We start from the raw sequence: 23364 nt of genomic DNA, 5'->3' as shown, positions 1-23364 counted from the left end.
TGACGACGGGTCCTCTGCCCCCGCGGCCCCTAGGCTGCCGGCATGGCTTCCAAGCGCAAGTCACTCGATGACCTGCGTGAGACCGTCGGTCGCCTGGGCGATCAACTCCCGCGGCCCGGTCTGCGGGGCGTGGACGACCTGGTGAGCGACCTCTTCGGCGGCCGCCCCGGGCCGGCTCGGCCGCTCTCGGCGGTGCAGGCGGAGCTCGATGCGCTCGTCGGACTGGAGACGGTGAAGGAGCAGGTGCAGGCGCTCGTCGCCTTCCTGCAGGTGCAGGCGCGCCGCAAGACGCACGGCCTGCCCGAGGTGGCGACGTCCCAGCACCTCGTGTTCCTCGGGAACCCGGGCACGGGCAAGACCACGGTGGCGCGGCTCCTGGCCGAGATGTACCGGGCGGTCGGCCTGCTGCAGAAGGGCCACCTGGTGGAGGTCGATCGGGCCGCTCTGGTGGGGCAGTACGTCGGTGCGACCGCGATCAAGACCGATCGTGTGATCCGCCGGGCACTCGACGGCGTCCTGTTCATCGACGAGGCCTACTCGCTGGCCCCGGAAGGCGACGGCCGGCTGGACTTCGGGCCCGAGGCAGTCGAGGTCCTGCTCAAGCGCATGGAAGACCACCGCCATCGCCTCGTGGTGATCGTGGCCGGCTATCCCCGGCTGATGGAGTCGTTCCTGCTCTCGAACCCCGGCCTCCGCTCCCGGTTCGCTCGCGAGGTCAGGTTCCCCGACTACTCGACGGACGAACTCGAAGCGATCTTCGCGCTCATCCTGGCTCAGCACGAGTACGCGCTGGAGCCTGGCGCCGAAGCGACGCTCCGCCGCATCCTCGGTGGCCGCCGCCCCGGTGAGGAGTCCGGCAACGCGCGCTTCGCCCGCACCCTGTTCGAGCAGGCGCTCAACCGCCAGGCCCTGCGCCTGACGCGCGACGAGGACCGGAGCGTCGATGCGCTCGACCGTGCCGACGTGACCACGCTCACCGCGGACGACGTCGCCGAGGCTGCTCGCTCGCTGGGCGAAGAGCCGGCGCGTGAACCCGAGCTCTCCCGATGGCAACGCTGGCTCGGGTGACGTCCAGGACGGCTGTGACTCGACCCCGCGCCTCCATCGAGATCGCCCTCGATCAGTCCGACGACGAACTGGAACGCCTCAGTGCACGCTGGTGGTGGCCCACAGCTGTTGGCTGGCCAGGCGGGCGCCTTCGGTCATGGCGGTGAGCTTCGCCCAGGTGATCCTCGGGTCGATGGGGACGAACCCGGCGAAGGTCGCGAACCCGCAGTCGCTGCCGGCGATCACGTTCTCCCGGCCGACGAGGTCGGCGTAGCGCTGCAGCCGTTCGGCGACCAGCTCGGGGTGCTCGATGTAGTTGGTCTTGGAGTCGAGCACCCCGGGAACGAGGAGCTTGCCGTCGGGCAGCTTCACGTCCTCGAAGATCTTCCACTCGTGGGCGTGGCGGGGGTTGGCGGCCTCGAACGAGATGGCCGCCGGTCGGGCGGCCAGGACGAGGTCGATGATGTCGGCCAGCGGGATGTCGGTGTGGTGGGGGCCCTCGTAGTTGCCCCAGCACAGGTGCAGCCGCATCTGCTCCGCCGGGACGTCGCGGGTGGCGTGGTCCAGGGCCTCCAGGCGCTGGGCGACCACCCGGCGGAACTCGTCGAGGGTCTTCTCGGGGCCGATCGCCCAGGCACAGGCCAGGTCGGGGCAGTCCAGCTGGAGGACCAGACCGGCGGCGGCGATCGCGTCGTACTCCTCCTTCATGGCATCGGCCAGCGCCGCGAGGTAGTCCTCGGTGCTGGGGTAGTGCCGGTTGGGCATGAACATCTCGATGACGCCGGGCGACGCCGCGGACATGAAGACCTCCGGGGCCCCACTGGCCGCCGCCTGCAGGTTGGCGATGTCGGTCTGGACCTTCGTCCCGTCGACGTAGGCGACCGGACCGTTGCAGCTGGGGTTGGCCATCACGGCCGCCAGGTCGGGATTCCCGAACGTGCGCTGGGCGAACTCGGGGAAGACGTCGAAGCCGCGCATGTCCAGCGGCACGGGCTCCCCCTCGAATCCCGACAGCCGCTCGGTCACGTAGGTGGCGTAGCTGGGCTTGCTGACCTCCCCGTCGTTGATGCTGTCGACGCGGGCTTCGAGCTGCCGGCGCACGGTGGTCTGCACCGCGGCCCGCACCGCCTCGGGGTCGTGGCGGTCGAGCCCGTCCGGCCGGGGCAGGCTGCCGGTGTGGGTGGTCAGGATCCGCTCGGTGCTGGTCCGCATGTCGCGACGCTAGGGGCGCCGCCGGCCGGCCCGGAATGCACAGTTGGCCGCATTCGGGACCGGCACAGTCGGGCTCGGCTCCCCCATCGGCCGAACTGTGCCCGGTACAGTCCGCCGGGTGAGCGTCGCGGGGACAGCTCCGCTCTACGAGCAGATCGCCGCCGGCCTCGAGGCCTCCATCCGGTCCGGGGTCCACCAGCCCGGCGATCGCATCCCGTCGGTGCGCAAGCTGCGGCAGCAGCACCAGGTCAGCGTGGCCACAGCCCTCGCGGCGCTGCGGGTGCTCGAGGATCGGGGACTGGTGCAGGCCCGCCCACAGTCGGGTCACTACGTGCGCGCCCCCGGCCCGCCGCAGTTGCGCGAGCCGGAACCCTCCACTCCCCCGGGCGTCGCCGGCCGCGTCGACGCCTCCCTCGCGGTCACGCTCAACCTCGGCATCGGCAATCCGCACGAGCCCACCCTGGGCGCCGCCGTCCAGGGCATCGAGCTCGTGCCCGTCGATGCGCTGAACCGGCTGCTGGGCCAGGCGCTCCGGTACCAGCCGTCGGCCTGCCACTCCTACGACGCCCCGCCGGGCACCCCGGCCCTGCGCCGGACCGTCGCCCGCCGAGGGCTGGACGCCGGCATCGCGGCGACCCCGGACGATGTCGTCATCACCAGCGGCGCGAAGGAAGCCGTCTACCTGTCCATCCGGGCGGTGACCCGACCCGGTGACACCGTGGCCATCGAGTCACCCACCTACTACGCGCTGCTCGAGGTCCTCGCCTCCCTCGGCCTGCGCGCCGTGGAGGTGGCCAGCCACCCCCGCACCGGCATCGACCTGGACCAGCTCGCCGGCGTGCTGCGTACCGAGCGGATCGCCGCCGTCGCCCTGGTCCCCACCTTCTCCAACCCCACCGGCTCCTGCATGCCCGACGAGGCCAAGGCCCGACTGGTCCACCTGCTCGAGACCCACGACGTCCCACTGGTCGAGGACGACGTCTACGGCGACCTGGCCTTCTCCGGATCCCGCCCCCGGGCGGTCAAGGCCTTCGACCGCCGCGGCCTGGTGCTCTACTGCGGCTCGTACAGCAAGACCCTCTCTCCCGGCCTCCGGGTCGGCTGGGCCATCCCCGGCCGCTACCGCGACCAGCTGCAGCTGCTCAAACTGGTCGTCAACCAGGCCACGGCGCCCGCTCCCCAGCTGGCCGTCGCGGCCTTCGTCGACGGCGGGGGCTTCGACCGGCACCTCCGTCGGGTCCGCCGCATGTACCGCGAGCAGATGGACTCCACCATCCGTGCGGTCACCCGCTACTTCCCACCCGATACGCGCGCCACCCGCCCCGACGGCGGGCACGTCCTCTGGTTGCAGCTCCCCGATGGTGTCGATGCCGTGGAGCTCCACCGGGTGGCCGCGGCCGACGGCGTCCGCATCGCCCCCGGCCCGATGTTCTCCCCCAGCGGCAGCTACCGGGACTTCGTGCGCCTCAACACCGGCTTCCCCTGGCAGCCCACCACCGAACGCCAGCTCGAGCACCTCGGGCAGCTCGTCACAGCCCGCCGAGGAGCCGGCGCGCAGACCCCTCACCCGTGAGCTCCAGCGAGTACTGAGGGACGCCGCCGCAGCCACCACTGCGATGAACCCCGGCCGATCCTCTGGCCTGGAGGCGGCACCGGCCGTTGGCCCGCAGTCCCCTCCGAGGGGTTCGCCGCGTTCACGCCGCGCCCCTGCGAGGTTCCTCGGTGCCGGGGACCGCCGCCTGGACAGGGACTGCGGAACAAGGCCGCTGTCCGGACGTGCCCCGGCATGGTTCAGAAGGTGAGGACCGGCTTGATCGTCGTCCCCGACGTCATGTCCTCGACGGCGGTGTTGATGTCCTCGAACTCGTAGTGCCCGATGAGCTTGCCGATCGGCAGGCGGCCGCCGGCCACGAGGTCGACCAGCACCGGGATGAGCGTCTCGGTCTCGCTGTCGCCCAGGGTGAGGCCGACCACGTTGCGGCCCGGGAGCATGAAGTTCACGTCCACCGCGGCCGTGCTGCCGAACGCCGGCGCGCCCACCATCACCGCCGTGCCGCGCACGGCGAGGCTGCGCACCGCGGCCTCCAGCACCTCGACGTTGCCCGTGGTCTCCACGACGCCGTCCACCCCGTGCCCACCGGTGAGCTCGGCGACCGCCGCCTCCAGGTCCGCGGTGGAGGTGTCGATGGTGTCGGTGGCGCCGACCTCACCGGCCAGCTCCAGCCGCGCGGGCACCCGGTCCACGGCGATGATCTGCAGGGCCGGGGTCAGGGCCGCCGCCATCACCGCCGAGAGCCCGACCGCTCCCGCACCGGTGACCAGCAGACGAGCGCCGGGGCGCGGGTCCAGCACGTTCCACACCGCGCCCGCACCGGTCTGCACCCCGCAGCCGAGCGGGGCCAGCAGCTCCAGCGGCGCATCCGCGGCGACCTCGACCAGGCTCCGCTCGTCGACGATGGCCTGGCGGGCGAAGCTGGACTGGCCGAAGAAGTGGCCGCCGAGGTCGGCGCCGTCCCGGCGGACCGGGCTGGTCCCGTCGAGCCGGGCGCCACCGATGAGGTTCAGCGGCACCCACGTGGTGCAGTACGCCGGGTGCCCGTCGCGGCAGTGCACGCACCGCCCGCAGGAGGTGAAGGACAGCAGCACGTTGTCCCCGACGGCGACACGGTCCACGCCGGGCCCGACGGCCTCGACGACGCCGGCACCCTCGTGTCCCAGGACGCCGGGCAGCGGGAAGGGCAGCGCGCCGGAGGCGACCGTGAGGTCGGTGTGGCAGACGCCGGCAGCGACGACCCGGACGCGGACCTCGCCGGCCTGCGGCTCGGACAGCTCCACGTCGGACAGCGTGAACCCGGCCCCGCCGCTCTCGACGACGGCAGCAGTGGTGGTGGTGGTCATGGCAGTGCTCCTCAGGACAGGTGGCCGGTCGGGCCAGGGCTGGGACGGCGCGACGGACCGCGCTGGACGTACGCGCACCAGGGGCCGAGCGGCCTCGGTGGGCGGGCGACTGCCGCCCACCGAGGCGCTGCCGGTCAGAGCGCCTGGTCGCGGTACTTCCGACCCCAGATCCCGGACTTGCCGGGAGCCATGATGGAGTTCGGATCGAGGGCGTCCTTGATCGTCTCGTGGAACTCCCGCAGAGCCTCGCCGCCCCAGTTGTAGGTCGCCATGACCTGGTCCATCAGGGCGTTGTGCGTGCGGTACTCGCCGTAACCCTCGGCGGCCGCCTCGTCGATGAGCACCCGGGCCAGATCGAGGGTCTCCTGCCGCGCCTGCGGGTCGGCCGTGTCGAAGAGGAACAACCCGATGTGGTGCATCTCCCGCAGACCGACGACGAACTGGGCGGCGTAGTCCTTGCGGTACTCGTCGGCCCGTCGGCGGACCATGAGGGACTGCTTGAGCGCGTCGGCACCCTCGGGGGCCGAGACCGGCGAGAAGCCGATGTGCCCGCCGTTGGGCACGAACTCCATCAGCTTCATCTCGTCCAGCGACGGGATGCCGTTGTTGATCCGGTGGCGGTCGTGCAGGACGTGCGCGCCGCGGTCAGTGGCCTCGTCCCGGTCCTCGTGGGTGAAGAACTGCGAGCCGGGCACCGACAGGAAGGCCTCTCTGATCATGCCGAGGTACATGTCGATGACGGGCGGAGGTCCGTAGACGGTGCCGTAGAGGTTCCAGTAGCCCAGGCCCAGAGTGCTCTTCATCTTCTCGATGGCCTCCGGCGGGAGCGGACCGTCGCCCTCGTACCACTCGGTGCGCTTCGAGACGACCCCCGCGTCCAGGACGATGTTGCGCAGCGTCGGCGCGCTCTGCAGCGGGGCCATGTTGATCCGCAACGGCAGCATGATGTCGACGACCTGCTCGAGATCCTCCTCCCTGTCGAAGGTGATCACGAACGTCGTCGAGGACGGCGGGCGCTGCATCAGCGCGATCCCCATCTTGGTGACGATGCCCAGGTTGGACTGGGTGAACATCCCGTCCGGGAACGGCCCGAACCCATAGGGGAACAGCTGCCAGGAGTTGCTGCCGGGGACCGCACCCATACCGGTGCGCATCACGTCTCCCGTGGGCAGCACGACCTCCATGCCGGTCTGCCACATCAGGTGGTCGCCGTACGGGGTGTAGCCGACGCCGCGGTCCAGGGTGTTGCCGACGACCGATCCCCAGCCCAGGTCAGGGCAGTCCAGCATCAGGCTGGGGGCGTTCGCCTGCAGGTGGTCGTAGAGGTCGAAGTAGGAGACGCCGGGCTCCAGCAGGGCGTAGCCGAGCTTCTCGTTCACCTCGAGGATGCGGTTCATCCGCTGCCCGGTGTCGACGACCACGGCGCCGGACAGCCGGGGCTGGCCGCCGCCGTACCCGTTGTTCTTCCCGGTCGAGATCGGCGACAGCGGGATGCCGTACTCGTTGGCGATCCGGACGATCTCCTGCACCTGCTCGGTGGTCTCCGGGACGACCGCAGCCGAGGCGCCGGCGGCCGGCTCACCACCGACCGGGTACGGGTCGCGGTAGCGGGCCAGGTCGCCATCGTCCGTGACGACGTACTTCTCGCCGACGACCTCTCGGAAGCGGGCGGTCGCCGCGTCGAACTCGGACTCGGACAAGCCGGGCGGCAGGAGACGGGCCACGGGGACTCCTTCGTCGTGCGGATGGTGTGGGCGTCGCACAGACCTGGCTGTGGATCGCCGGCGCCGACCCGGAGGACGCGCATCCCCTTGGGTCATCAGCGCCCCTGTAGGAGACTTCGTTGTGTCCGGGGACACAACGAAGTCCCGGGAACTGGTCGCAAACCGGCCGGACGATGTCGCTCCGTGGACCTCCGGGGAGGAGGACGCACCGGACGTGCGAGCACAACCACGGCCCGGCGCTCGGTGCTGCCCCGACGTCTCGATCCTGAGCAGGGACCCGGACGAGGCCCGCGAGGTGGGCTCCCGGGTCTACCACCCACACCGTGTCACCGTCCTGGGTGACGCCGCGCGGTTCGCCATGTCGCTCGAAGCCGCGTCGTTCGGACCACTGACCGTGGGCTGGCTGACCTACGACACGGAGGTCCGCATCGAGGGCTTCCACCAGGGCCACTACCAGGTCAACGTGCCCACCACGGCGTCGATGGTCGCCCGCTGCGGGCCCCGGGAGGCGACAGTGAGTCCGGGGACGGCGACGGTCTACCGCCCCGACCGTGCCGCCGCGTTCACGAGCTGGAGCTCCCCGGCGCCGGTGCTGGCCCTCCGGATCCCGCAACCGACCCTGGACCAGGCGCTGGAACAGCTGCTCGACCGGCCGCTGCGCGCATCGGTCGACTTCGAGCTGGCCATGGACGTCTCCACCGGGCGTGGCGAACAGTGGCTCGCCCTCGTCCGGGCGCTGGCCCACTGCATCGCTGACCGGGACTCGCTGCTCCGGCAGCCATCCGTAGCGGCTCCGTACGTGCACAGCATCCTGACCGGGCTCCTGTACGCCGCTGGGCACGACCACCTCGACGAGCTGGCCGCGCCGGCGGCCGGCGTCGGCGCGACCACGGTGCGGCGGGCCCGCGCCTTCATCGAAGAGCACGCCGCCGACCCGATCACCGTCGTCGACGTGGCTCGCGCCGCCGGGGTCGGCGTCCGCGGCCTGCAGCACGGCTTCTCCCGCGCCCTGGGCATGTCCCCGACCGAGTACCTCCGCCAGGTGCGCCTCCGGCACGTGCACCGCGAGCTGCTCGGAGCCGATCCAGCGAGGACGACCGTCGCGCAGATCGCGGCACGATGGGGTTTCCTCCACCACGGACGCTTCGCCGCCCAGTACCGCGAACGCCATGGCGCCTCCCCCGGTGAGACCCTCCGCCGGCGGACCTGAGCGCTGCCCGGCACGCGGAGCTCACCGCTGCGCCGTCCGTGGCTGTGCGTCGGTTGTGGCCTGAACGCCCGAGACGTAGCCTCCCGATGTGACCGGGCGACTCATTTCGTGCGGGCCCGCCGGCGTCTGACTCTCGAGCCGACGGGTCCGTGGCCCCGTGTCGAGAGCAGTCCCGGAACACCAGAGCCACTCGGGCTCGGAGGAACCATGCTCCCCCGTCACAGTCACAGCAAGAACACCGCCAAGCTCTCGGTCACCGTCACGGACCTCTCCGGCGTCCAGCGAGTGCTCACCATGCTGACCGGACGCAACTACGCGCTGACCTACTTCGCGGCCGACGAAGCAACTGCAGGACGCTGGAGGACGACCCTCGACGTGATCCTCGGGGCTGACCAGCTGGACCTGTTGGAGGCTCGTCTGCACCGGGTCCCCAGCGTGCTCGACGTGGAGATGCGCTCCAGTCCCGAGCTGGCCGCCACCGCTTGATCGGACGGACCGATCGACGCGCCAGTCGTCCTGCCAGCGACGACGGGTGATCCGGGCCGCGCGGACGCCGGTGGATCGCCGAGCAGGTCAGTCGTCGTCCCAGTCGCCGTGCCGGTCGTGGTCCCAGTGCTCGTGCCAGCCATCACCACCGCCACCGCCGCCGCTGCCACCGCTGTCGGACATCGCCACCCCACTCAGCGCGCCGAGGAGGACGAGGAAGAGGGAGGCCACGACGAGCACGACCGCCACCCGCGCCGTCCTCAACCGGCCGGTGGCGGCGGTGGTCAGGGAGGCCCGCACCTGCTCGACCGCCAGCGTCCCGAGTGACCGCCAACCCGGCGCCGTGCGCTCAGCCGGCGCCGGCGGGAGGTCCTCGGCCAGGGGGTCGAGGTCGGTCCGGTGGACGGCGGCGAAGGCGTCGGCCATCCGCTCGCTGCCCTCGTCCGGCGTGAGCAGGCCGCGGGCCACCGCGTCCTGCAGGTGCTTCACGACGGCCAGCCGGTCGGCGTCCGATGCCCGCATCCGCGGCGCGGACGTGGTCCCGCTGTCCAGATCGATCAGGGGCGGCATGGCTGCTCCTCCCAGAGTGACGCGCAGAGGACCACAGCCTGCACCCGCCCCCCGGGGACCGGGCAGGTTCCGACGCGCGCGGTTCCGCAACCACACGAGGCGCCTCCCGTGGAGACCCTCCTGCGCCGGGACGCCTCCCGCGTCAGCCGCACCAGATCGGCCGACAGCACCTGCACCACGTCGCCGCCCGCCGGTCACGCACCTCGGCTCGGGAGCCGATCACCAGTTGGCCGGCGGATCACTGGCCGGGAAGGACTGGAGCCCCCATTCCTCGACGACGTCCGTCACCGGACTCCCCTGCCCACCGGTGCGGGACCCCGAGTGATCCGTCTCTACGGCTTGCCCGATCTCCGGCACGGCCGTTCTGACGAGAGTGGCCTGCACGTCGTCTCCTCCCCTTCCTCCGGATGTGCTCCCCTCGAGCATGCCGCCGGGGAGGCGTCCCGCCCACGCCTCCCACCGGCCAACCGGCGGCCGCTCGGGCTGCCGACGCTCGGCAAGTCGCGGCCGTCGCGCCGATGGCCGCGCACCCGGACGGCGGCGCACTCCCTGCTGCGCGGCGCCCCCGCCCCAGGGTGCTCGACGGCGCCGAGGTGGCCGTGGTGGCCCGCACCATGGTGGGCGCCGGCGTCGACGCGGTCCCCGTGGTCGACCGGGACGGTCGGCTCTTCGGCCTGGTCACGCTGTGGCACTCGGCGGAAATGGCCGCGGCCGCGCCTCCGGACGAGGGGCGATCCCGACCCCGTCGCCGCGGCGTCGGAGTGGGGCTGGCGTCCGCCGTCCAGCGGCGCGTCGACCCGGTGGAGGATCGCCCCGAGCGGGTCACGGTTCGGCGGGCAGCGGCTTCGCGGGCCACTCGAGCAACTGCGCGCCCAGGACGGCCGCGTGCAGTGAGAACCGCTGGTCGGGCCGCGAGACGCGGTAGCCGGTGAGCTGGGCGACCCGGGCCAGGCGGTAGGTGACCGTGCGCACCGAGACGTGCAGCCGGCGGGCGGCCTCGGTCGCGACCTCGCCGGCGTTGAAGTACTCCCGCAGGGTCTCCAGCAGCACCTCCGCGCCGCCGCGCACCTGGTCCAGGGGCGTGAGCACGTCACGGACGAGGTCGACCATGGCCGCCTGGTCGCGGCCGAGCACCCGGTGGACGAGCAGGTCCCGGGCGTGCACCACGTCGGCGTCCAGGCCGAGCCGGTCGGCGAAGGTCAGCGCCTCCAGTGCCTCCTCGTAGGAGCGGGCGACGCCGTAGGCGCCGGGGAAGGCGCGTCCGGCGGCGATACGCCAGCGGCCCGGGAGCTGCCGACGGTGCAGGTCCTCCTGGATCGCCGCGCCCACGTCGCCGCCTCTCGGCCGGGCGAGCGCCGGGACCGAGCCACCCGGGACGACGACGACCACGCGGCCGTCCTTCGTGGCGACCAGCACCTCCCGGTCGCCGAACCGCTCGACCACCGCGCGCTCCAGCGCGATCGCCACCCGGTCCACCGGGCCGTCGTCCTCGCGCGGGGCCACCAGCGCGACCTGGTGCGACTTGCCCAGGTCGATGCCGAACGGCTCGGCCCGCTCCACCATCCGCGAGACGTCGGCGTCCCCGCGCAGCAGGTCGTCGACGAACTCGACGCGCAGCGCCTCCTCCTGCCGGATCATCGCGCGGCGCTCCGCCTGGTGGCCGTCGACGAGCACGCCGATCGCGTCGTCGAGCACCCGCAGAACCGCCTCGGCGGCCCGGCGGACCTTCTCCGGATCGGACGAGCGGACGACGACCGGCAACTGCCGCCACAGCCGCCAGGCCGCGGACAGGTACAGGTCGACGGCGCGGCGCGCGCTGACGTCCCGGGCGGCCGCGCGCCGGCCCAGTTCCCGGACCGCGTCGAGCTCGAAGGAGTCGGGACGGCGGCTGTTGATGGCGGCGTCTGCGAGCAGCGGCAGGTAGCCGCCGAGCAGGTCCGCCGGCGCCTCGACGGCGGCCGCAGCCGAGGCCCCGACCGTCTCCAGCCAGTCGTCGAGGGCCGAGTCGGGGTCGGGCGGGCCGGGGCGGTCCTGGCTGCGGGCCACGGCCCCTCCTCCTGGTCACTGCCGGAGATCGGCAAGGACATCGTGCCTCCCTCCGACCGCCCCGGCCCCCACGCGGCCGGGGTCAGCGCAGCGGGTCGAAGGGCGCCAGCTCCGGCGGCGTCTCCCCCTTGAGCACGGTCTGGGCCATGAGCTGTCCCGTGATCGGGCCGAGGGCGACACCCCACATGCCGTGCCCGCCGGCGACGAACACCCGCGGTGCGGCGGTGCGCCCGAGCAGCGGCAACCCATCGGGGGTGCACGGCCGGGAGCCGACCCACTCGTTGCGCCGGTCGTCGAGGTCGACCCCGGCCAGGAAGGGGCGGACGGCGTCGACGATCGCGGCGACGCGGCGCGGGTCGCGCGGGTCGCCCGGGCGGCGGAACTCCATCATCCCGGCCACCCGCAGCCGCTGGCCCAACGGCGTGAGCGCCACCCGCTGGGTCGGGAAGTACAGCGGGCCGCGGGGCATCCGCTCGACGGGCACGCTGAAGCTGTAGCCCCGACCGGCCTGCACCGGGTACCGCACGCCGAACGGTCGAGCCAGCGAACCGAGGTCGGCGCCGGTGGCCAGCACCACGGCGTCGTGCTGCAGCCGCTCGCCGGCGGCGGTGACGACGGTGATCCCCCCGGCGCGGTGCTGCAGGTCCACGACGTCCGCGCCCTGGACGACGACGCCGCCGCGGGCCTGCACCGCGAAGGCGAGGCCGGTGACGAACTCCGGCGGGTGCAGGTACCGCTGGCCGTAGATCTGCACCGCCGCGCCGACGCGGTCGGTGAGCGCCGGCTCGAGGGCGCGGGCCCGCCAGCCGGTGATCGGGTGGCCGCTGACCTCCTGGCCGGCGTCGCGGATGTGCTCGAGCTCGGCGCACAGCCGCTCGGCCTCTCGTTCGGTCCTGAAGCAGGCGAGGAACGTCTCCGCCCGGTGCGTCGGGGCCAGCACGCCGCCGGCGGCCAGCGCGTCGAACGCCCCCAGCGCCCGCTCGTTCAACGGCACGTAGGCGGCCATCCCCCGCCGCCACGCCCGCGTCGTGCTGTGCGCGACGAAGCCGGCGAGGAAGCGGGCCAGCGTGGCGTCGGCGCGCGGCGGCAGGTACACCGGCGAGGGGGGGCTGAACACCGCGCGCAGCCCGTAGCGCAGCACCGCCGGCTCCGGCAGCGGTGCGGTCAACGCCGGGGTGAGCCAGCCGGCGTTGCCCCAGGAGGCGCCGGCGGCGATCCGGTCGCGGTCGTAGACCGTCACCTCCACGCCGGCCTCCTGGAGGAACCAGGCGCAGGACAGGCCGACCATGCCGGCGCCGATCACGGCCACGCGCTCGGGGCTACCGGCGACGGACACCGGCCCCTCGTCCGAGAACCCCTCGACGGACATGTCCGCTCCTCCTGACCGGTCGAGGGCTCAGCGCGCCGAGGCCTGGCAGGCCACGCAGCCGGCCGCGAACGGACGGAGCTCCAGCCGCTCGGTGGGGATGGCCACCCGGCAGTGGACGCACGAGCCGTACGTGCCCTCGGCGATGCGGTGCCGGGCCGCATCGATCTCCTCGATGGTCAGCGCCAGGCTGGCGGCCCGGCTCACGGCGACCGGATCGGGCATCGCGGTGGCCGCCTCGGCCAGGGCGAGCTCGTGCTGCCGGACGCAGTCGGCGCGCTGCTCGTCGAGCAGGACCCGGAACGCCTCCCATCGGGCCGCGGGGGCCGGAGCGGTCGTCGTCCGGGGTGAGAGAACGGTGGACACGGGTGTTCGCCTCCATGAGGAGAAGGCGCGCCGACCCCAGGGGTCGACGCGCGGGAGTGGATCGATCGAGGCTGCGAAGTCGGAACCCGACCATCCCGCCCCCCGGACGCCGGGAACAGGGCGTTCACCGGCGAACCCGGGGCCCCTCCGGTTGCCGACGACCGGCAACGACTCCCGACGGGCCTGCGTGCGGCGCTGAACGCCCGGGGCCCGGTCCTGTGGCGCTGCTGCGGCCCGACGAGCGCGCAGTTACCGGCCGCCCCTCCGCCTAGCGGCTGTCGTGGCTGGGCACAGGTACGCGGGTGACCAGCCGACCTGGCCCGCTGCCCCCGCTGCGGATGGCGGCGGTCTACCGGTTCCGCGAGAGTCTGTTCTTCCTCTCGGCGATCATCGTGGTCGCCGGCGCCGCCCTGGCTGAGGGCGGCCTGCGTCGCAGGTGGCCGGCTGACATCCTGATCGAGTCGCCACCTGACAGGAGACCGACATGACCAGCGGTTTCAACTTCCCGAAGCCGGAGTTCGACATCGAGGCGACCGTCGACCGTGCGATGGCCTTGATCAACAGGACCCTCCAGCCCTCGCTCGAGGACGCGCAGAAGGCCGTCGACAAGGTCCGTGCGGCCAGGCCGCTGGTCGCGCCAGGAGACCTGATGGACCAGGTGACGCGCGGGAACCGGATGCGGGCGGCTCGGGCCGTCTCGTTCTCCCTGCCCTCGATCCTCCCGGGCGTCGGAACGGCGATCTCGGCTGCCGCGCTCCCGGTCGCGTTGAGGGAGGTCCTGAAGGAGGCGGTGAGCGCGACGATCAAGGTCGGCCTGCTGTTCGACAGGGACCTCACCGACCCCGAACTGACCCGCGTCGCCGTCCTGCTGGTCCTCACCGAGGGAGCGGTCAAGCTGGACAAGACCGGGAGGATCCGTCCGGACGCGATCCTCGGACGCCACGCCTCGCTGCTGGGCACGCCGGCCTCGTACGAGGCCCTGGCCGCCCTGACCCCGGAGGAGCGGCAGGAGGTCGCCGCCTCGCAGTCGGAGATCCTCCGAGCCTGGGCACTGGCGGTCGGCCCGCCACTCCTGGCCGGGCTGTTGCCCTTCGGCCTGGGGCCGATGGCCGCCGCGAACTACATGCAGTACGTCCTGAAGGGCACGATCACGTCCGCCGGCAGGGCCTTCGGACCCGCCGGACCCGGCGGACCCGGCGGACCCGTGCCGGGGACGCTCGACGAGATCCCCGAGCGGGAGATCCGGCAGGACGACCCCGGGTCCTGAGCCGGCACGTCAGCTCCCGGATTCCGCTCGGCGAAGATGCCGGGCGAGCCGATGCGGGTCCAGTTGAGCCGCGCCACGGTCGAGCCTCCCTGCCAGGGCATCCGCTGCTCACCCGTGGCAGGGGAGGCAGCCGGCACGGCGGCCTCCGTACGGTCCTCGACCAGTGCACTCGCCTCACCGCGTGGAGGACCAGCCGTGACCGCGATCCCTGGAGCTCCCCGGCCGGTGCGGCCGACGTCCGGGGGCGCACGCCGCGATCGTGCCGATGACACCCCGAGAGCTCGCGGTGCTCCGCGACCTGCCCGCACAGCTGACGCTCGCGGAGATCGCGGCCCGCCACCAGGTCTCGGTCAACACGGTGAAGACGCACGTGCGGTCGATCTACCAGAAGCTCGGAGCCTCCAACCGCCGCGCCGCCATCGCGACCGCTCGGCGTCGCGGCCTCCTCTGAACGCATCACGGGCACCCGCCCCGAGGCCCCGTCCGATCGGTCAGACGCCGCGCTCTCCGCGGGACGGCGCGTCGGGCGAGCTCGGCAGCTCGTCGGTCACGGCGACCGGGCCAGGGGGCTCCGTGGCCGGTGACACCGGGACGCCGGGAGTGACGTCCTCCTCGACCACCACGGTCTCGGTGACCGTCACCGGGGGCGGGACGACGGCTGCGTCCTCGGCCCGCTGGTCGTCCTGCGACGACCTCGTGACCGCTGCGGCCGCGGCGGCGACCCCGGCCGCGGCGGCCACCGCGCCGGCGGCGACGGCCTTGCCCGAGATCCCGGCCTTGCCCTTGTCACCGTGGGAGCCGTAGGCGGCCTCCGCACCGGGGGTGCCGACGTCGAGGTTCTCGTTGATCGAGCCGCGCCAGGCCCCGCTCTCGTAGCCCTCGCTCTCGACGAGCGCCTTGAACCGCTCGAGGTCGGACTTCACCTGCCGCTCCACGAGACCGAGCTTGTCGCCGGCCTGCTCCACCAGCCCCTCGGGCTCGTACTCCAGCGTCAGGTAGACGATGGTCGACCCGGCGCCGGCCGGCTCGAACCGCACCGCGCCGGCGTTGGTCGCCCCACTGGTGGCCGCCCAGGCGATCTTCTGGTCGGGTACCTGCTCGAGGATGGCGGCGTCCCACTCGCGCCGGACCGCGGCGATCTGGGCCACCCAGTGCAGTCGTCGGTCGTCGAGCTGGCGGACCTCGTGCACGCCACCCATGAAGTGGGGGAAGTCCTCGAACTGGGTCCACTGGTTGTAGGCCGTGCTCAAGGGCACATCGACCTGGATCGACTTCTCCACCTTGGTCGTCATGGGGTCTCCCTCGTCGACGGGATCGGGGGCACGGCCAGGTACCCCGGGCCCGGGCGAATCACCCGTGGCGACTCCCGACGGCTCGGTGCGCCTCACGGGGTTCCTCGTGCAGGCGCTCGTCGATGGCGCGGCTCTCCCACCCAGGCTCGCACGCACCCGGGGGCTTGCCGCAAGCCCCCGGTCGTGCTGGAGAGTGCCCGGCCGGAGCGACGATCCGGGGGGAGACAGAGCGGTGGACTGGGACGTGACCGTGGTCGGTGGTGGGCCCACCGGCGTGATGCTGGCCAGCGAGGTGCGGCAGCACGGCGTGCGCGTGCTCGTGCTGGAGAGGGACGCCGAGCCGACCCGGGTGGTCCGCGCGCTCGGGCTGCACGCTCGCAGCATCGAGCTGCTGGACCAGCGCGGCCTGCTGGACCGGTTCCTCGCGGTCGGCACGCAGTACCCGCTCGGCGGCTCCTTCGCCGGCATCAGCAAGCCGGCGCCGGCCCGGTTGGACACCGCGCACCCGTACGTCCTGGGCATCCCCCAGCCCACCACCGAGCGCCTCCTCACCGAGCACGCCACGGAGCTGGGCGTCGAGATCCGGCGCGGCCGCGACGTGGTCGGGCTGAGCCAGGACGACTCCGGGGTCACCGTCGACCTCGCGGACGGCACGCGGCTGCGCTCGCGCTACCTCGTCGGCTGCGACGGGGGCCGCAGCACCGTGCGCAAGCTGCTCGGTGTCGGCTTCCCCGGCGAGCCGGCCCGGCGCGAGTGGCTGTCGGGCGAGGTGGAGCTGACCGCGTCGCCGGAGGAGGTGGCCGCCGTCGTCACCGCGGTCCGCGAGACCCAGAAGGGGTTCGGTGTCGGGCCGTCCGGGGCGGGGCTGTACCGCGTCGTCGTGCCCGCCGAGGGAGTGGCCGAGGACCGCTCGGTTCCCCCGACCCTCGAGGAGGTCAGGCAGCGACTGAGGGTGGTCGCGGGCACGGACTTCGGCGTCCACTCGCCGCGCTGGCTCTCCCGGTTCGGCGACGCCACCCGGCAGGCCGAGCGGTACCGGACCGGCCGCGTGCTGCTGGCCGGCGACGCCGCCCACGTCCACCCGCCGACCGGGGGCCAGGGCCTCAACCTCGGGCTCCAGGACGCGGTCAACCTGGGCTGGAAGCTGGCCGCCGAGGTCAACGGCTGGGCGCCGGAGGGGCTGCTGGACAGCTACTCCACCGAACGGCACCCGGTGGCCGCCGACGTGTTGAACACCACCCGGGCGCAGGCCGAGCTCCTGTCCACCGAGCCCGGTCCCCAGGCGGTGCGCCGGCTGATCGCGGACCTGATGGACCTCGACGAGGTCAACCGGTACCTGGTCGAGAAGGTCACCGCGATCGGCGTCCGGTACGACGTCGGCGAGGGACACCGGCTCCTCGGCCGGCGCCTCCGCGACCTGGCACTGACGCGCGGACGCCTCTACGCGCTGATGCACCGCGGGCGCGGACTCCTGCTGGACCAGACCGGCCGGCTCTCGGTGGCCGGCTGGGCCGACCGGGTGGACTCCGTCGTCGACGTCAGCGAGGAGCTGGACGTGCCGGCGGCGCTGCTCCGGCCCGACGGTCACGTGGCGTGGGTCGGGGACGACCAGCGGGACCTGCTCGGCCACCTGCCTCGGTGGTTCGGCGCTGCCGCCGGTTGACCGTCGCCGGCGCCGACCGAGCCCCTGGCGCCGCATTGCTGCCACACACCGCAACCGGTCCGCCAGACCGCCGCTCTCGGGAAGACCCCCTCGTCCAGCCGGTTGCGTGGGAGAGGGCACCAGAACCGGGAGGCCTCGATGGCACATCCACTCGTGCGTTCCCGTCGCATCGGGATTCCCGTGACTCGCCGTCTTCCGAAGCAGCGACGCGGACCTGCACCGGGCCCGTTCCGATGATCGTCGGCGCCATCCTCGTCTGCGAGGTGCTCTTCTGGCTGTTCCTGGCGGCCGGGTTGGCGGCTCGGTACCTGCTGCGTCGCCCCCGCCTGGGTCTGGTCCTGCTGCTGGGATCGCCGGCAGCCGACCTCGCGCTGCTCGCGCTGACTGCGGTGGACCTGCGCCGGGGCGGTGTGCCCACCCAGGCCCACGCCCTCGCGGCCGTCTACCTCGGCTTCACGGTCGGCTTCGGGCACAGCGTCGTGCACTGGGCCGACCAGCACGTGGCGCACCGTCTCGCCGGCGGACCCCCGGTGACCAGACCACGCCGCCTCGGGCGCCGACGTGCTGAGCACGAGTGGCGCGAGTTCGGCAAGGCCGCGGTGGCGTGGGCCGTCTGCACCGGGCTGCTGCTCGGCATGACCCTGCTGGCGCACGACCTGGACCGAGCCCGGGTCCTCCTCGGCTACGCCGGGATGTCCACGGTGGTCCTCGCGATCTGGTTCCTCACCGGACCGGTGCCGGCCAGCGTTCGCGCCCGCTCCGGCCACGCGGCCGACGGGTCCGACGACGAGGCCCGCGACGAGGTCGGCACCCGACCGTGACCCCTCTGACCCACCCTCCTGGGAGGACAGCGATGACACAGCGATCCGCTCAACACGAGCGGACGAGCCGGTGGGCCCCGTGGTGGGTCTACCTCGTCCTCATCCTCGCCGCCAACTACCTCCGCCAGCTGGCGCTCCCGTTCGGCACGCTGCCCGAGTGGGGCGACGTCCTCCTCGCGGTGGGCATCGCCGCCGTTCTCTTCGTCGCCGTCACCGCCGTGCACCGGGCCACCCGGAGGCAGTAGCTCCGTGGCGAGCACCAGCCGGGGGCACGGCCGCGGCGAGGTGCGGCTGAGCCGGGTCGAGCCCTGACGGACGGGCCCGAGCCGCTAGGGTCAGAGCAGCGTCGCGTGTCGGTGGCAGACCGTGCCAGGCATGGAGGCGTCGGATCGAAGGAGGACGACGTTGCTCTCGTCGCCCCTCCCGTCCTCGCGTGACTGAGCGCGAGACGACCAGGCTGGTCGCCTGGAGCGCAGAGCTGCGCCGGGTGCACGAGCGCCTGAGAGCGGCTCTGCGGCTCACCCGGAGCTCTCTCGAGGACGGCGTACCCGGGGAGACGGCCGCCCGCGACCTGTTGCTCTACTGCCGGGGGTTCTGTGCCGCCCTCGACCGACACCACCGCGGCGAGGACCGGACCCTGTTCCCGGCCATCGCGGCTGCCCATCCCGAGCTGGGTCCGGTGCTGCGGTCGCTTGGGCAGGACCACTCGATGATCGCGTACCTCCTCGAGGGCTTGCGGACGGCGACGGAGCGCGGTGCGCCCGTGCCGGAGCTGGAGCAGCACCTGGAGGGGATCGCCGCCGTGATGGAGAACCACTTCCGCTACGAGGAGCGCCAGCTGCTCGCGGTGCTCGAGACCCTGGAGCTGGACGCCGGGACGAGCGAGGTGCTGGGACCGCTGTGACGACGACACCGACCCCGAGGCGCCACATCGAGCACGACGGCGTCGAGCTCCACCCCGGGCGGGCTCCCGGGTCGGGGTGCCGGGTCAGCGGCGGGATCGGCCCTCGTCTGATCCCGGCACTCCGACCCGGCCGCCGGAGGGCTCAGAGGTCGTCGAAGGGCGGCGCGTAGCGGAACCGGCCCCGCAGCTCCGGGCGGTAGCGGGTCAGGGTGCGCGCCTGGAAGAACGGGACCCAGTCCGGGTGCTCCGGCTCGACGCCGATCTCGGCGGCCGGCCGGAAGCCGAAGCGCGGGTAGTAGTCGGGGTGTCCGAGGAGCACGACCAGCGGTTCGTCGAGCGCGTCCGCGGCGCCGAGGACGGCGTGCACGAGGGCGGCGCCCACCCCCCGGCGCTGGTGGCCCGGCCGAACGCCGAGCGGCCCGAGACCGAGCACCGGGGCCCCACCGGGCAGCAGCGTCGCGCGGGTGCAGCAGACGTGTCCGACGACCTCCCCGTCGGCGACCGCGACGAGGGAGAGCGCGTCCAGGTAGGCGTCGCCGGCGCGCAGGTCGTCGACGAGTCGCGGCTCGACCGGCTGCCCGCCCGGGGAGAGCGGAGCGAATGCCTCGGCGTGCACCCGGCGGATCGCGGACTCGTCGCCAGGCACCTCTCGTCGGATCAGCACTGCTCGTCCCTCCTGTTCCGACCCTCTCGGTGTGCGCTTCCCGGTTCCTGCTGGCAGGCGATCGGCCGCCGACGCGACGTCGGGCTCAGGAACGGTCCGGTCGGAGGATCACCACCAGCACGCGCAGCACGAGGACGACGGCGACGACGAGCAGGCCGTAGCCGAACACCGCGAACAGCCGCACCGACTCCGTCACCTGCGGCCCGCCGGGCATGCCCAGGAAGAGCACCGCCATGAGGCCGGCGACGCCGCCGAGCACCGCGGACAGCGTCAGGTGCACCAGCCCGGTGACCACGCGGCGGTCCCGGCTGTCGGCCAGAAGGCGGACGTGGACGGTCAGCCGGCCGTGCTCGACGGCGTCGGCGATCCGATCGACCCGGCGCGGCAGCCGACGCAGCATCGGCAGCAGCGCCGACAGCTCCTCCTCGGCCGTCCGGCGCAGGCGCTGCGGCGCCAGCGACGCCGTGACCCGGCTCCGCCCGGCTCGACGCGCCCCGGCCACGAGGTCGAAGTCCGGGTCGATGATCGCCAGGGTGCCCTCCAGGGTCGCGAACGTCCGGAAGACCGCGGCCACCTGCGCCGGGATGGGCAGGCGGTGGGCGGTCACCAGCCGGAACAGCGCCGTGAACGCGGCGGCACCGGCCGTCGCACCGGGCGCGGCGTACCGCACGATGAGGACCCCGACGGCACGCTCCAGGGCGCGTTCGTCGATCTCCGCCGGCCGGTCGACCAGCTCGAGCAGGGCGTCGCTCGCGGTGAGGGAGTCGGCGCTGTCCAAGGCGCCCAGCAACCGGCCGAACGCCCGGCGGGTGGTGCTGTCCAAGCGCCCCACCGAACCGAGGTCGAGCAGTCCGAGCGACCCATCGGCGTCCACCAGCACGTTCCCCGGGTGCAGGTCGACGTGGAACATGCCGTGGTCGAGCACCTGGTGGAAGACCGTGGTCAGCAGCGCGGCGGCGACAGCGGATCGGCGGACCGGACCGAGGCCGGCCAGCACCGGCCCGGCCGCGCCCAGCGGCGTCCCGGTCAGCCGCTCCATGACGAGGACCCGCCGCGTCGAGAGGTGGACGTGCGGCGCGGGGACGCGGACACCGTCGCCGGGTGCGGCGGCGAGCACCGCAGCCATGGCGACCAGGTTGTCGAGCTCGGTGGTGAAGTCCAGTTCCTCGCGGAGCGCGTCGGCGAAGCCCTCGGCCAGGCCGCCCAGGCCGAGCGAGCGTCCCCAGGAGGTCCGCAGCTCGAGGATGCGGGTCAGGTGCCGCACGATGTCCAGGTCGCGCTCGACGACGGCGGCGATGCCGGGGCGCTGCACCTTCACCACCACGTCGGTGCCGTCGAACAGCCGCGCCGCGTGCACCTGGGCCACCGACGCCGCGGCCAGGGGCTTCGGGTCCATCCAGGCGAAGACGTCCTCCACGGGTCGCCCGAGCTCGGTGGCGAGCACCGTCCGCACCTCGTCCCAGGTGATCGGCGCGGCCCGGTCCTGCAGCCCCGCGAGCTCGTCCGCGAACTCGCGGGGCACCAGGTCCCGCCGCGTGGACAGCTGCTGGCCGAGCTTGACGAAGGTGACACCGCCCTCGTCGAGGGCGCGGCGGAGGGAACGCGCCAGCCCCTGCCGCGCGACCGAGGACCCGACCCCTGTGTGACGTCGTCCGCGCAGGAACCGGCCGAGGCCGTGGCGCACCGCGATGCGCAGGATCTGGGCGTACCGACGGCCGCGGGACACCCGGACCCGCCACGTGCGCCAGAGCTCGATCGGCCCGGGCACGGAGCCCTCGGGGACCACCACCTCGGCCACCACGACGACGGCCATGGCCGCGAGGCTGACGCTGCACACGCCCAGCACGGACAGCAGCAGCGCGGTCGTGAGGTCGGCCGCCTCCGGATCCGGCACGAGCGCCGTCAGCAGCGGTGGGGCGAGGAGCAGCGCCAGCGTCGCCGCGAGGACCGTCCGGACCGGCCCCAGCCGCACGCCGAGCAGCCGCCGGATGACCGCGCCGAAGACGAGCACCATCACCACGACCGTCGGGACCAGCAGAACGCCCTCGAGCAGAGTCTGCATGCCAACGCCCTCCCGGCGCGTTCCTCCCACACGTACCGCTGGGGCACCGACCAGTCAAGCTCGGCTGCTCGCCCGACTGGCGCTCGGCCGACTCCGGGACTGCGGACCCACGGTGAGGGACCGAGAGCGAAGTCAACGCGACACGCCGCCGGTCCAGCACCATGCGACAAGTCCGGCCCCCGCACTTGGGCACCACTGCGTTCTCGGAACCATGGCTGCAGAGGGTGTGTCGGCGGATTCTGGCGCCGCCGACAAGGAGGCCGCTAGGGGAACGCTCGACGAGCGATCCCCCCACCCGAGGACGGGCGGCCCTGACTCCGAGGAGACAGCCATGCGCACGACGTCCGGTGTCCCGGCGGTGGACCCCCCCGCGGGCGACGCACCCACGTCCGACCAGTCCTGGGGGGCCGCCGGCTCCCGCCGTCCCGCGCCCGGCAGGCGGGCCGCCGCGCTCGCGTCCTGGGCGCTGGCCGCCGTCCTCGTCGCCGGCTGCTCGGGCGGAACGGCCGAACCGGCCGCGTCGAGCGCGGGCAGCCCCTCCGGCAGCTCGACCGAGCCGTCCGCCGCGCCCGCAGAACCGTCGGACCCGGCCGGCGAGGACGCGGACGCGGGTACGGAAGGCCAGGACACGGCCGACCAGAGCACGGCCGACGAGGGCACGGCCGGCGCGGGATCCAGCGGCGGCCAGAGCCCGAGCAATGGCGGAACGGGCGGCGACGGAACGGGCGGCGGGAGCTCCGGCGGCGGGACGGAGGGCCTGCCGGGCTGGCCCATCGAGTCGACGCCCGTGCACGGCGGCCAGTTCTGGGCCGCCTACGTCGCCGTGGGCGCGCCCGGCGACCCCGCGCTCCAGCAGGTCCTCGCGGACGTCCAGGAGCTCTGGCCCGGCGCCAGCCTCGGCGAGCTGGGCTGCGACCAGGGCGCGGCCGCGGCCCTGGGACGCGACTCGGCGGAGCACGCCGTGGCCGTGTACTTCCCGACCGAGCAGCACATCACCGAGTTCCGCCGGCGCTGGGGGGCGCCCTACGTCGGAGCCGCCCGCGTGACCACCCTCTGCGGGGACTGACCGCCCCCGGTCGCCGGACCACCCGGGTGGAACGCCCCCCGGGTGGTGCGGCCCCACCCCGCTCGCCGGGACGCTCCGCCCGACGCCTGACCGACAGGCGCGGGAGGAGACAGTGACATGGCGATCGAGGCATCGATGGCGAAGGCGTTCGGGCTCACCGGCGAGGCCTGGCAGCGCCACGCGAACCCGTGGAGCGTGTACACGCGCATCCCCATCCCGGCGCTGCTGGCCGCCGCCGTCTGGACCCGCGCCTGGATCGGCTGGTGGTCGCTGGTGCCGGTCGCCGCCGTGTGCGTCTGGGCCGTGATCAACCCCAGGGTCTTCCCGCCGCCGCGGTCCCTGGACCACTGGGCCTCGAAGGGGGTGCTGGGCGAGGTGTTCTGGGCGGACCGGGGGGACGTCCCGGTGCCGCCGAGGCACCGGACGGCGCCGCGCGTCCTGCTCGGGATCAACGCGCTCGGGGTGCCGGTGATCGCCTACGGCCTGGTGGTCCTGGACCCCTGGGCCGTGCTGTGCGGCCTCGCCGTCCACATGGCCGGGAAGAACTGGTTCATCGACCGCATGGCCATCCTGTACGACGACGTCGTCCTCGCACCTCCGCCGGGGACGGCGACGAGCGACGGCGACCTCCCCGATCCCACCCGGGTGGTCCTGCAGCAGGGTGGTGCGCCGCCACCCCGGCGGTGGTGACCCTCCCGTC

Annotated in this window: 23 protein-coding genes; 13 read left to right on the top strand and 10 right to left on the bottom strand. The window is 73.5% G+C overall.

All coding sequences use genetic code 11. The annotated features are described in order from the left end of the window. The first annotated feature begins 42 nt into the window (after positions 1-42). The gene (locus PGN05_RS18425) at positions 43-1068 is read left to right on the top strand and encodes an AAA family ATPase (RefSeq protein ID WP_419754020.1); all 1026 of its coding nucleotides are present in this window, start codon (positions 43-45) and stop codon (positions 1066-1068) included. 78 nt (positions 1069-1146) lie between these two features. On the opposite strand, the gene PGN05_RS18420 is transcribed toward PGN05_RS18425, so the two are convergent. Then, positions 1147-2259 (bottom strand): cobalamin-independent methionine synthase II family protein, encoded by a 1113-nt coding sequence (locus PGN05_RS18420; protein WP_419754019.1) that lies wholly within the window; start codon positions 2257-2259, stop codon positions 1147-1149. Between the two features lie 118 nt (positions 2260-2377). On the opposite strand from PGN05_RS18420, the gene PGN05_RS18415 reads away from it, so the two are divergent. After that, the gene (locus PGN05_RS18415; RefSeq protein WP_419754018.1) at positions 2378-3832 is read left to right on the top strand and encodes a PLP-dependent aminotransferase family protein; all 1455 of its coding nucleotides are present in this window, start codon (positions 2378-2380) and stop codon (positions 3830-3832) included. A 218-nt stretch (positions 3833-4050) separates the two neighbouring features. Here PGN05_RS18415 and PGN05_RS18410 read toward each other — a convergent pair whose 3' ends face one another. Then, complete coding sequence (locus PGN05_RS18410) at positions 4051-5157, bottom strand: NAD(P)-dependent alcohol dehydrogenase (RefSeq protein WP_419754017.1); 1107 nt, start codon at positions 5155-5157, stop codon at positions 4051-4053. Positions 5158-5291: 134 nt separating this feature from the next. Beyond that, positions 5292-6881: an FAD-binding oxidoreductase gene (locus PGN05_RS18405; RefSeq protein WP_419754016.1), complete on the bottom strand. Its 1590-nt coding sequence runs from the start codon at positions 6879-6881 to the stop codon at positions 5292-5294. On the opposite strand from PGN05_RS18405, the gene PGN05_RS18400 reads away from it, so the two are divergent. After that, positions 6787-8091: an AraC family transcriptional regulator gene (locus PGN05_RS18400; RefSeq protein ID WP_419754015.1), complete on the top strand. Its 1305-nt coding sequence runs from the start codon at positions 6787-6789 to the stop codon at positions 8089-8091. The genes PGN05_RS18405 and PGN05_RS18400 overlap by 95 nt on opposite strands. A 207-nt stretch (positions 8092-8298) precedes the next feature. Beyond that, the gene (locus tag PGN05_RS18395) at positions 8299-8577 is read left to right on the top strand and encodes a hypothetical protein (RefSeq protein ID WP_419754014.1); all 279 of its coding nucleotides are present in this window, start codon (positions 8299-8301) and stop codon (positions 8575-8577) included. An 87-nt stretch (positions 8578-8664) separates the two neighbouring features. Here the strand turns inward: PGN05_RS18395 and PGN05_RS18390 are convergent, their stop codons facing one another. Continuing rightward, entirely contained in the window at positions 8665-9147 is a 483-nt protein-coding gene (locus tag PGN05_RS18390; protein WP_419754013.1) for a DUF1707 SHOCT-like domain-containing protein, read from the bottom strand. Between the two features lie 407 nt (positions 9148-9554). On the opposite strand from PGN05_RS18390, the gene PGN05_RS18385 reads away from it, so the two are divergent. Further along, positions 9555-10079, top strand: a complete 525-nt coding sequence (locus PGN05_RS18385; protein ID WP_419754012.1) for a CBS domain-containing protein — start codon at positions 9555-9557, stop codon at positions 10077-10079. On the opposite strand, the gene PGN05_RS18380 is transcribed toward PGN05_RS18385, so the two are convergent. The 3 genes from PGN05_RS18380 to PGN05_RS18370 all read right to left on the bottom strand — a co-directional run bounded on the left by PGN05_RS18380 (position 9970) and on the right by PGN05_RS18370 (position 12925). Beyond that, complete coding sequence (locus PGN05_RS18380; protein WP_419754011.1) at positions 9970-11193, bottom strand: PucR family transcriptional regulator; 1224 nt, start codon at positions 11191-11193, stop codon at positions 9970-9972. The genes PGN05_RS18385 and PGN05_RS18380 overlap by 110 nt on opposite strands. Before the next feature lie 82 nt (positions 11194-11275). Continuing rightward, entirely contained in the window at positions 11276-12562 is a 1287-nt protein-coding gene (locus PGN05_RS18375; protein WP_419754010.1) for an NAD(P)/FAD-dependent oxidoreductase, read from the bottom strand. 27 nt (positions 12563-12589) lie between these two features. After that, positions 12590-12925, bottom strand: a complete 336-nt coding sequence (locus PGN05_RS18370) for a TraR/DksA family transcriptional regulator (RefSeq protein WP_419754009.1) — start codon at positions 12923-12925, stop codon at positions 12590-12592. Positions 12926-13409: 484 nt separating this feature from the next. On the opposite strand from PGN05_RS18370, the gene PGN05_RS18365 reads away from it, so the two are divergent. Together PGN05_RS18365 and PGN05_RS18360 are read left to right on the top strand one after the other, a co-directional pair. Further along, complete coding sequence (locus PGN05_RS18365) at positions 13410-14192, top strand: hypothetical protein (RefSeq protein ID WP_419754008.1); 783 nt, start codon at positions 13410-13412, stop codon at positions 14190-14192. Positions 14193-14457: 265 nt separating this feature from the next. Next, entirely contained in the window at positions 14458-14643 is a 186-nt protein-coding gene (locus tag PGN05_RS18360) for a response regulator transcription factor (RefSeq protein ID WP_419754007.1), read from the top strand. A gap of 40 nt (positions 14644-14683) precedes the next feature. Here the strand turns inward: PGN05_RS18360 and PGN05_RS18355 are convergent, their stop codons facing one another. Further along, positions 14684-15484, bottom strand: a complete 801-nt coding sequence (locus PGN05_RS18355) for an SRPBCC family protein (RefSeq protein WP_419754006.1) — start codon at positions 15482-15484, stop codon at positions 14684-14686. Between the two features lie 232 nt (positions 15485-15716). Here PGN05_RS18355 and rox point away from each other — a divergent pair, with 232 nt between their 5' ends. The 4 genes from rox (at position 15717) to PGN05_RS18335 (ending at position 18872) form a co-directional block, all read left to right on the top strand. After that, positions 15717-17147: a rifampin monooxygenase gene (gene rox / locus PGN05_RS18350; RefSeq protein ID WP_419754005.1), complete on the top strand. Its 1431-nt coding sequence runs from the start codon at positions 15717-15719 to the stop codon at positions 17145-17147. A gap of 233 nt (positions 17148-17380) precedes the next feature. Beyond that, the gene (locus PGN05_RS18345; RefSeq protein WP_419754004.1) at positions 17381-17968 is read left to right on the top strand and encodes a hypothetical protein; all 588 of its coding nucleotides are present in this window, start codon (positions 17381-17383) and stop codon (positions 17966-17968) included. A gap of 32 nt (positions 17969-18000) precedes the next feature. Then, on the top strand, positions 18001-18213 hold the full coding sequence (locus tag PGN05_RS18340) for a hypothetical protein (protein ID WP_419754003.1): 213 nt from the start codon (positions 18001-18003) through the stop codon (positions 18211-18213). A gap of 188 nt (positions 18214-18401) precedes the next feature. Next, positions 18402-18872, top strand: coding sequence for a hemerythrin domain-containing protein (locus PGN05_RS18335; RefSeq protein ID WP_419754002.1), 471 nt, complete (start codon positions 18402-18404; stop codon positions 18870-18872). A 142-nt stretch (positions 18873-19014) separates the two neighbouring features. On the opposite strand, the gene PGN05_RS18330 is transcribed toward PGN05_RS18335, so the two are convergent. Together PGN05_RS18330 and PGN05_RS18325 are read right to left on the bottom strand one after the other, a co-directional pair. Continuing rightward, positions 19015-19536, bottom strand: coding sequence for a GNAT family N-acetyltransferase (locus PGN05_RS18330; RefSeq protein ID WP_419754001.1), 522 nt, complete (start codon positions 19534-19536; stop codon positions 19015-19017). A gap of 85 nt (positions 19537-19621) precedes the next feature. Further along, positions 19622-21598 (bottom strand): ABC1 kinase family protein, encoded by a 1977-nt coding sequence (locus PGN05_RS18325; RefSeq protein WP_419754000.1) that lies wholly within the window; start codon positions 21596-21598, stop codon positions 19622-19624. A gap of 331 nt (positions 21599-21929) precedes the next feature. Between PGN05_RS18325 and PGN05_RS18320 the strand changes: the two genes are divergently transcribed. Together PGN05_RS18320 and PGN05_RS18315 are read left to right on the top strand one after the other, a co-directional pair. Further along, positions 21930-22664 carry a hypothetical protein gene (locus tag PGN05_RS18320; RefSeq protein WP_419753999.1) on the top strand — a complete coding sequence of 245 codons (735 nt, stop codon included), beginning with the start codon at positions 21930-21932 and terminating at the stop codon, positions 22662-22664. Between the two features lie 117 nt (positions 22665-22781). Beyond that, complete coding sequence (locus PGN05_RS18315; RefSeq protein WP_419753998.1) at positions 22782-23354, top strand: DUF6653 family protein; 573 nt, start codon at positions 22782-22784, stop codon at positions 23352-23354. Positions 23355-23364 lie beyond the last annotated feature (10 nt).

Source organism: Geodermatophilus sp. CPCC 206100 (genome assembly GCF_048569675.1).
Classification (GTDB): domain Bacteria; phylum Actinomycetota; class Actinomycetes; order Mycobacteriales; family Geodermatophilaceae; genus Geodermatophilus.
This window is presented reverse-complemented; position numbering and strand designations above follow the sequence as displayed.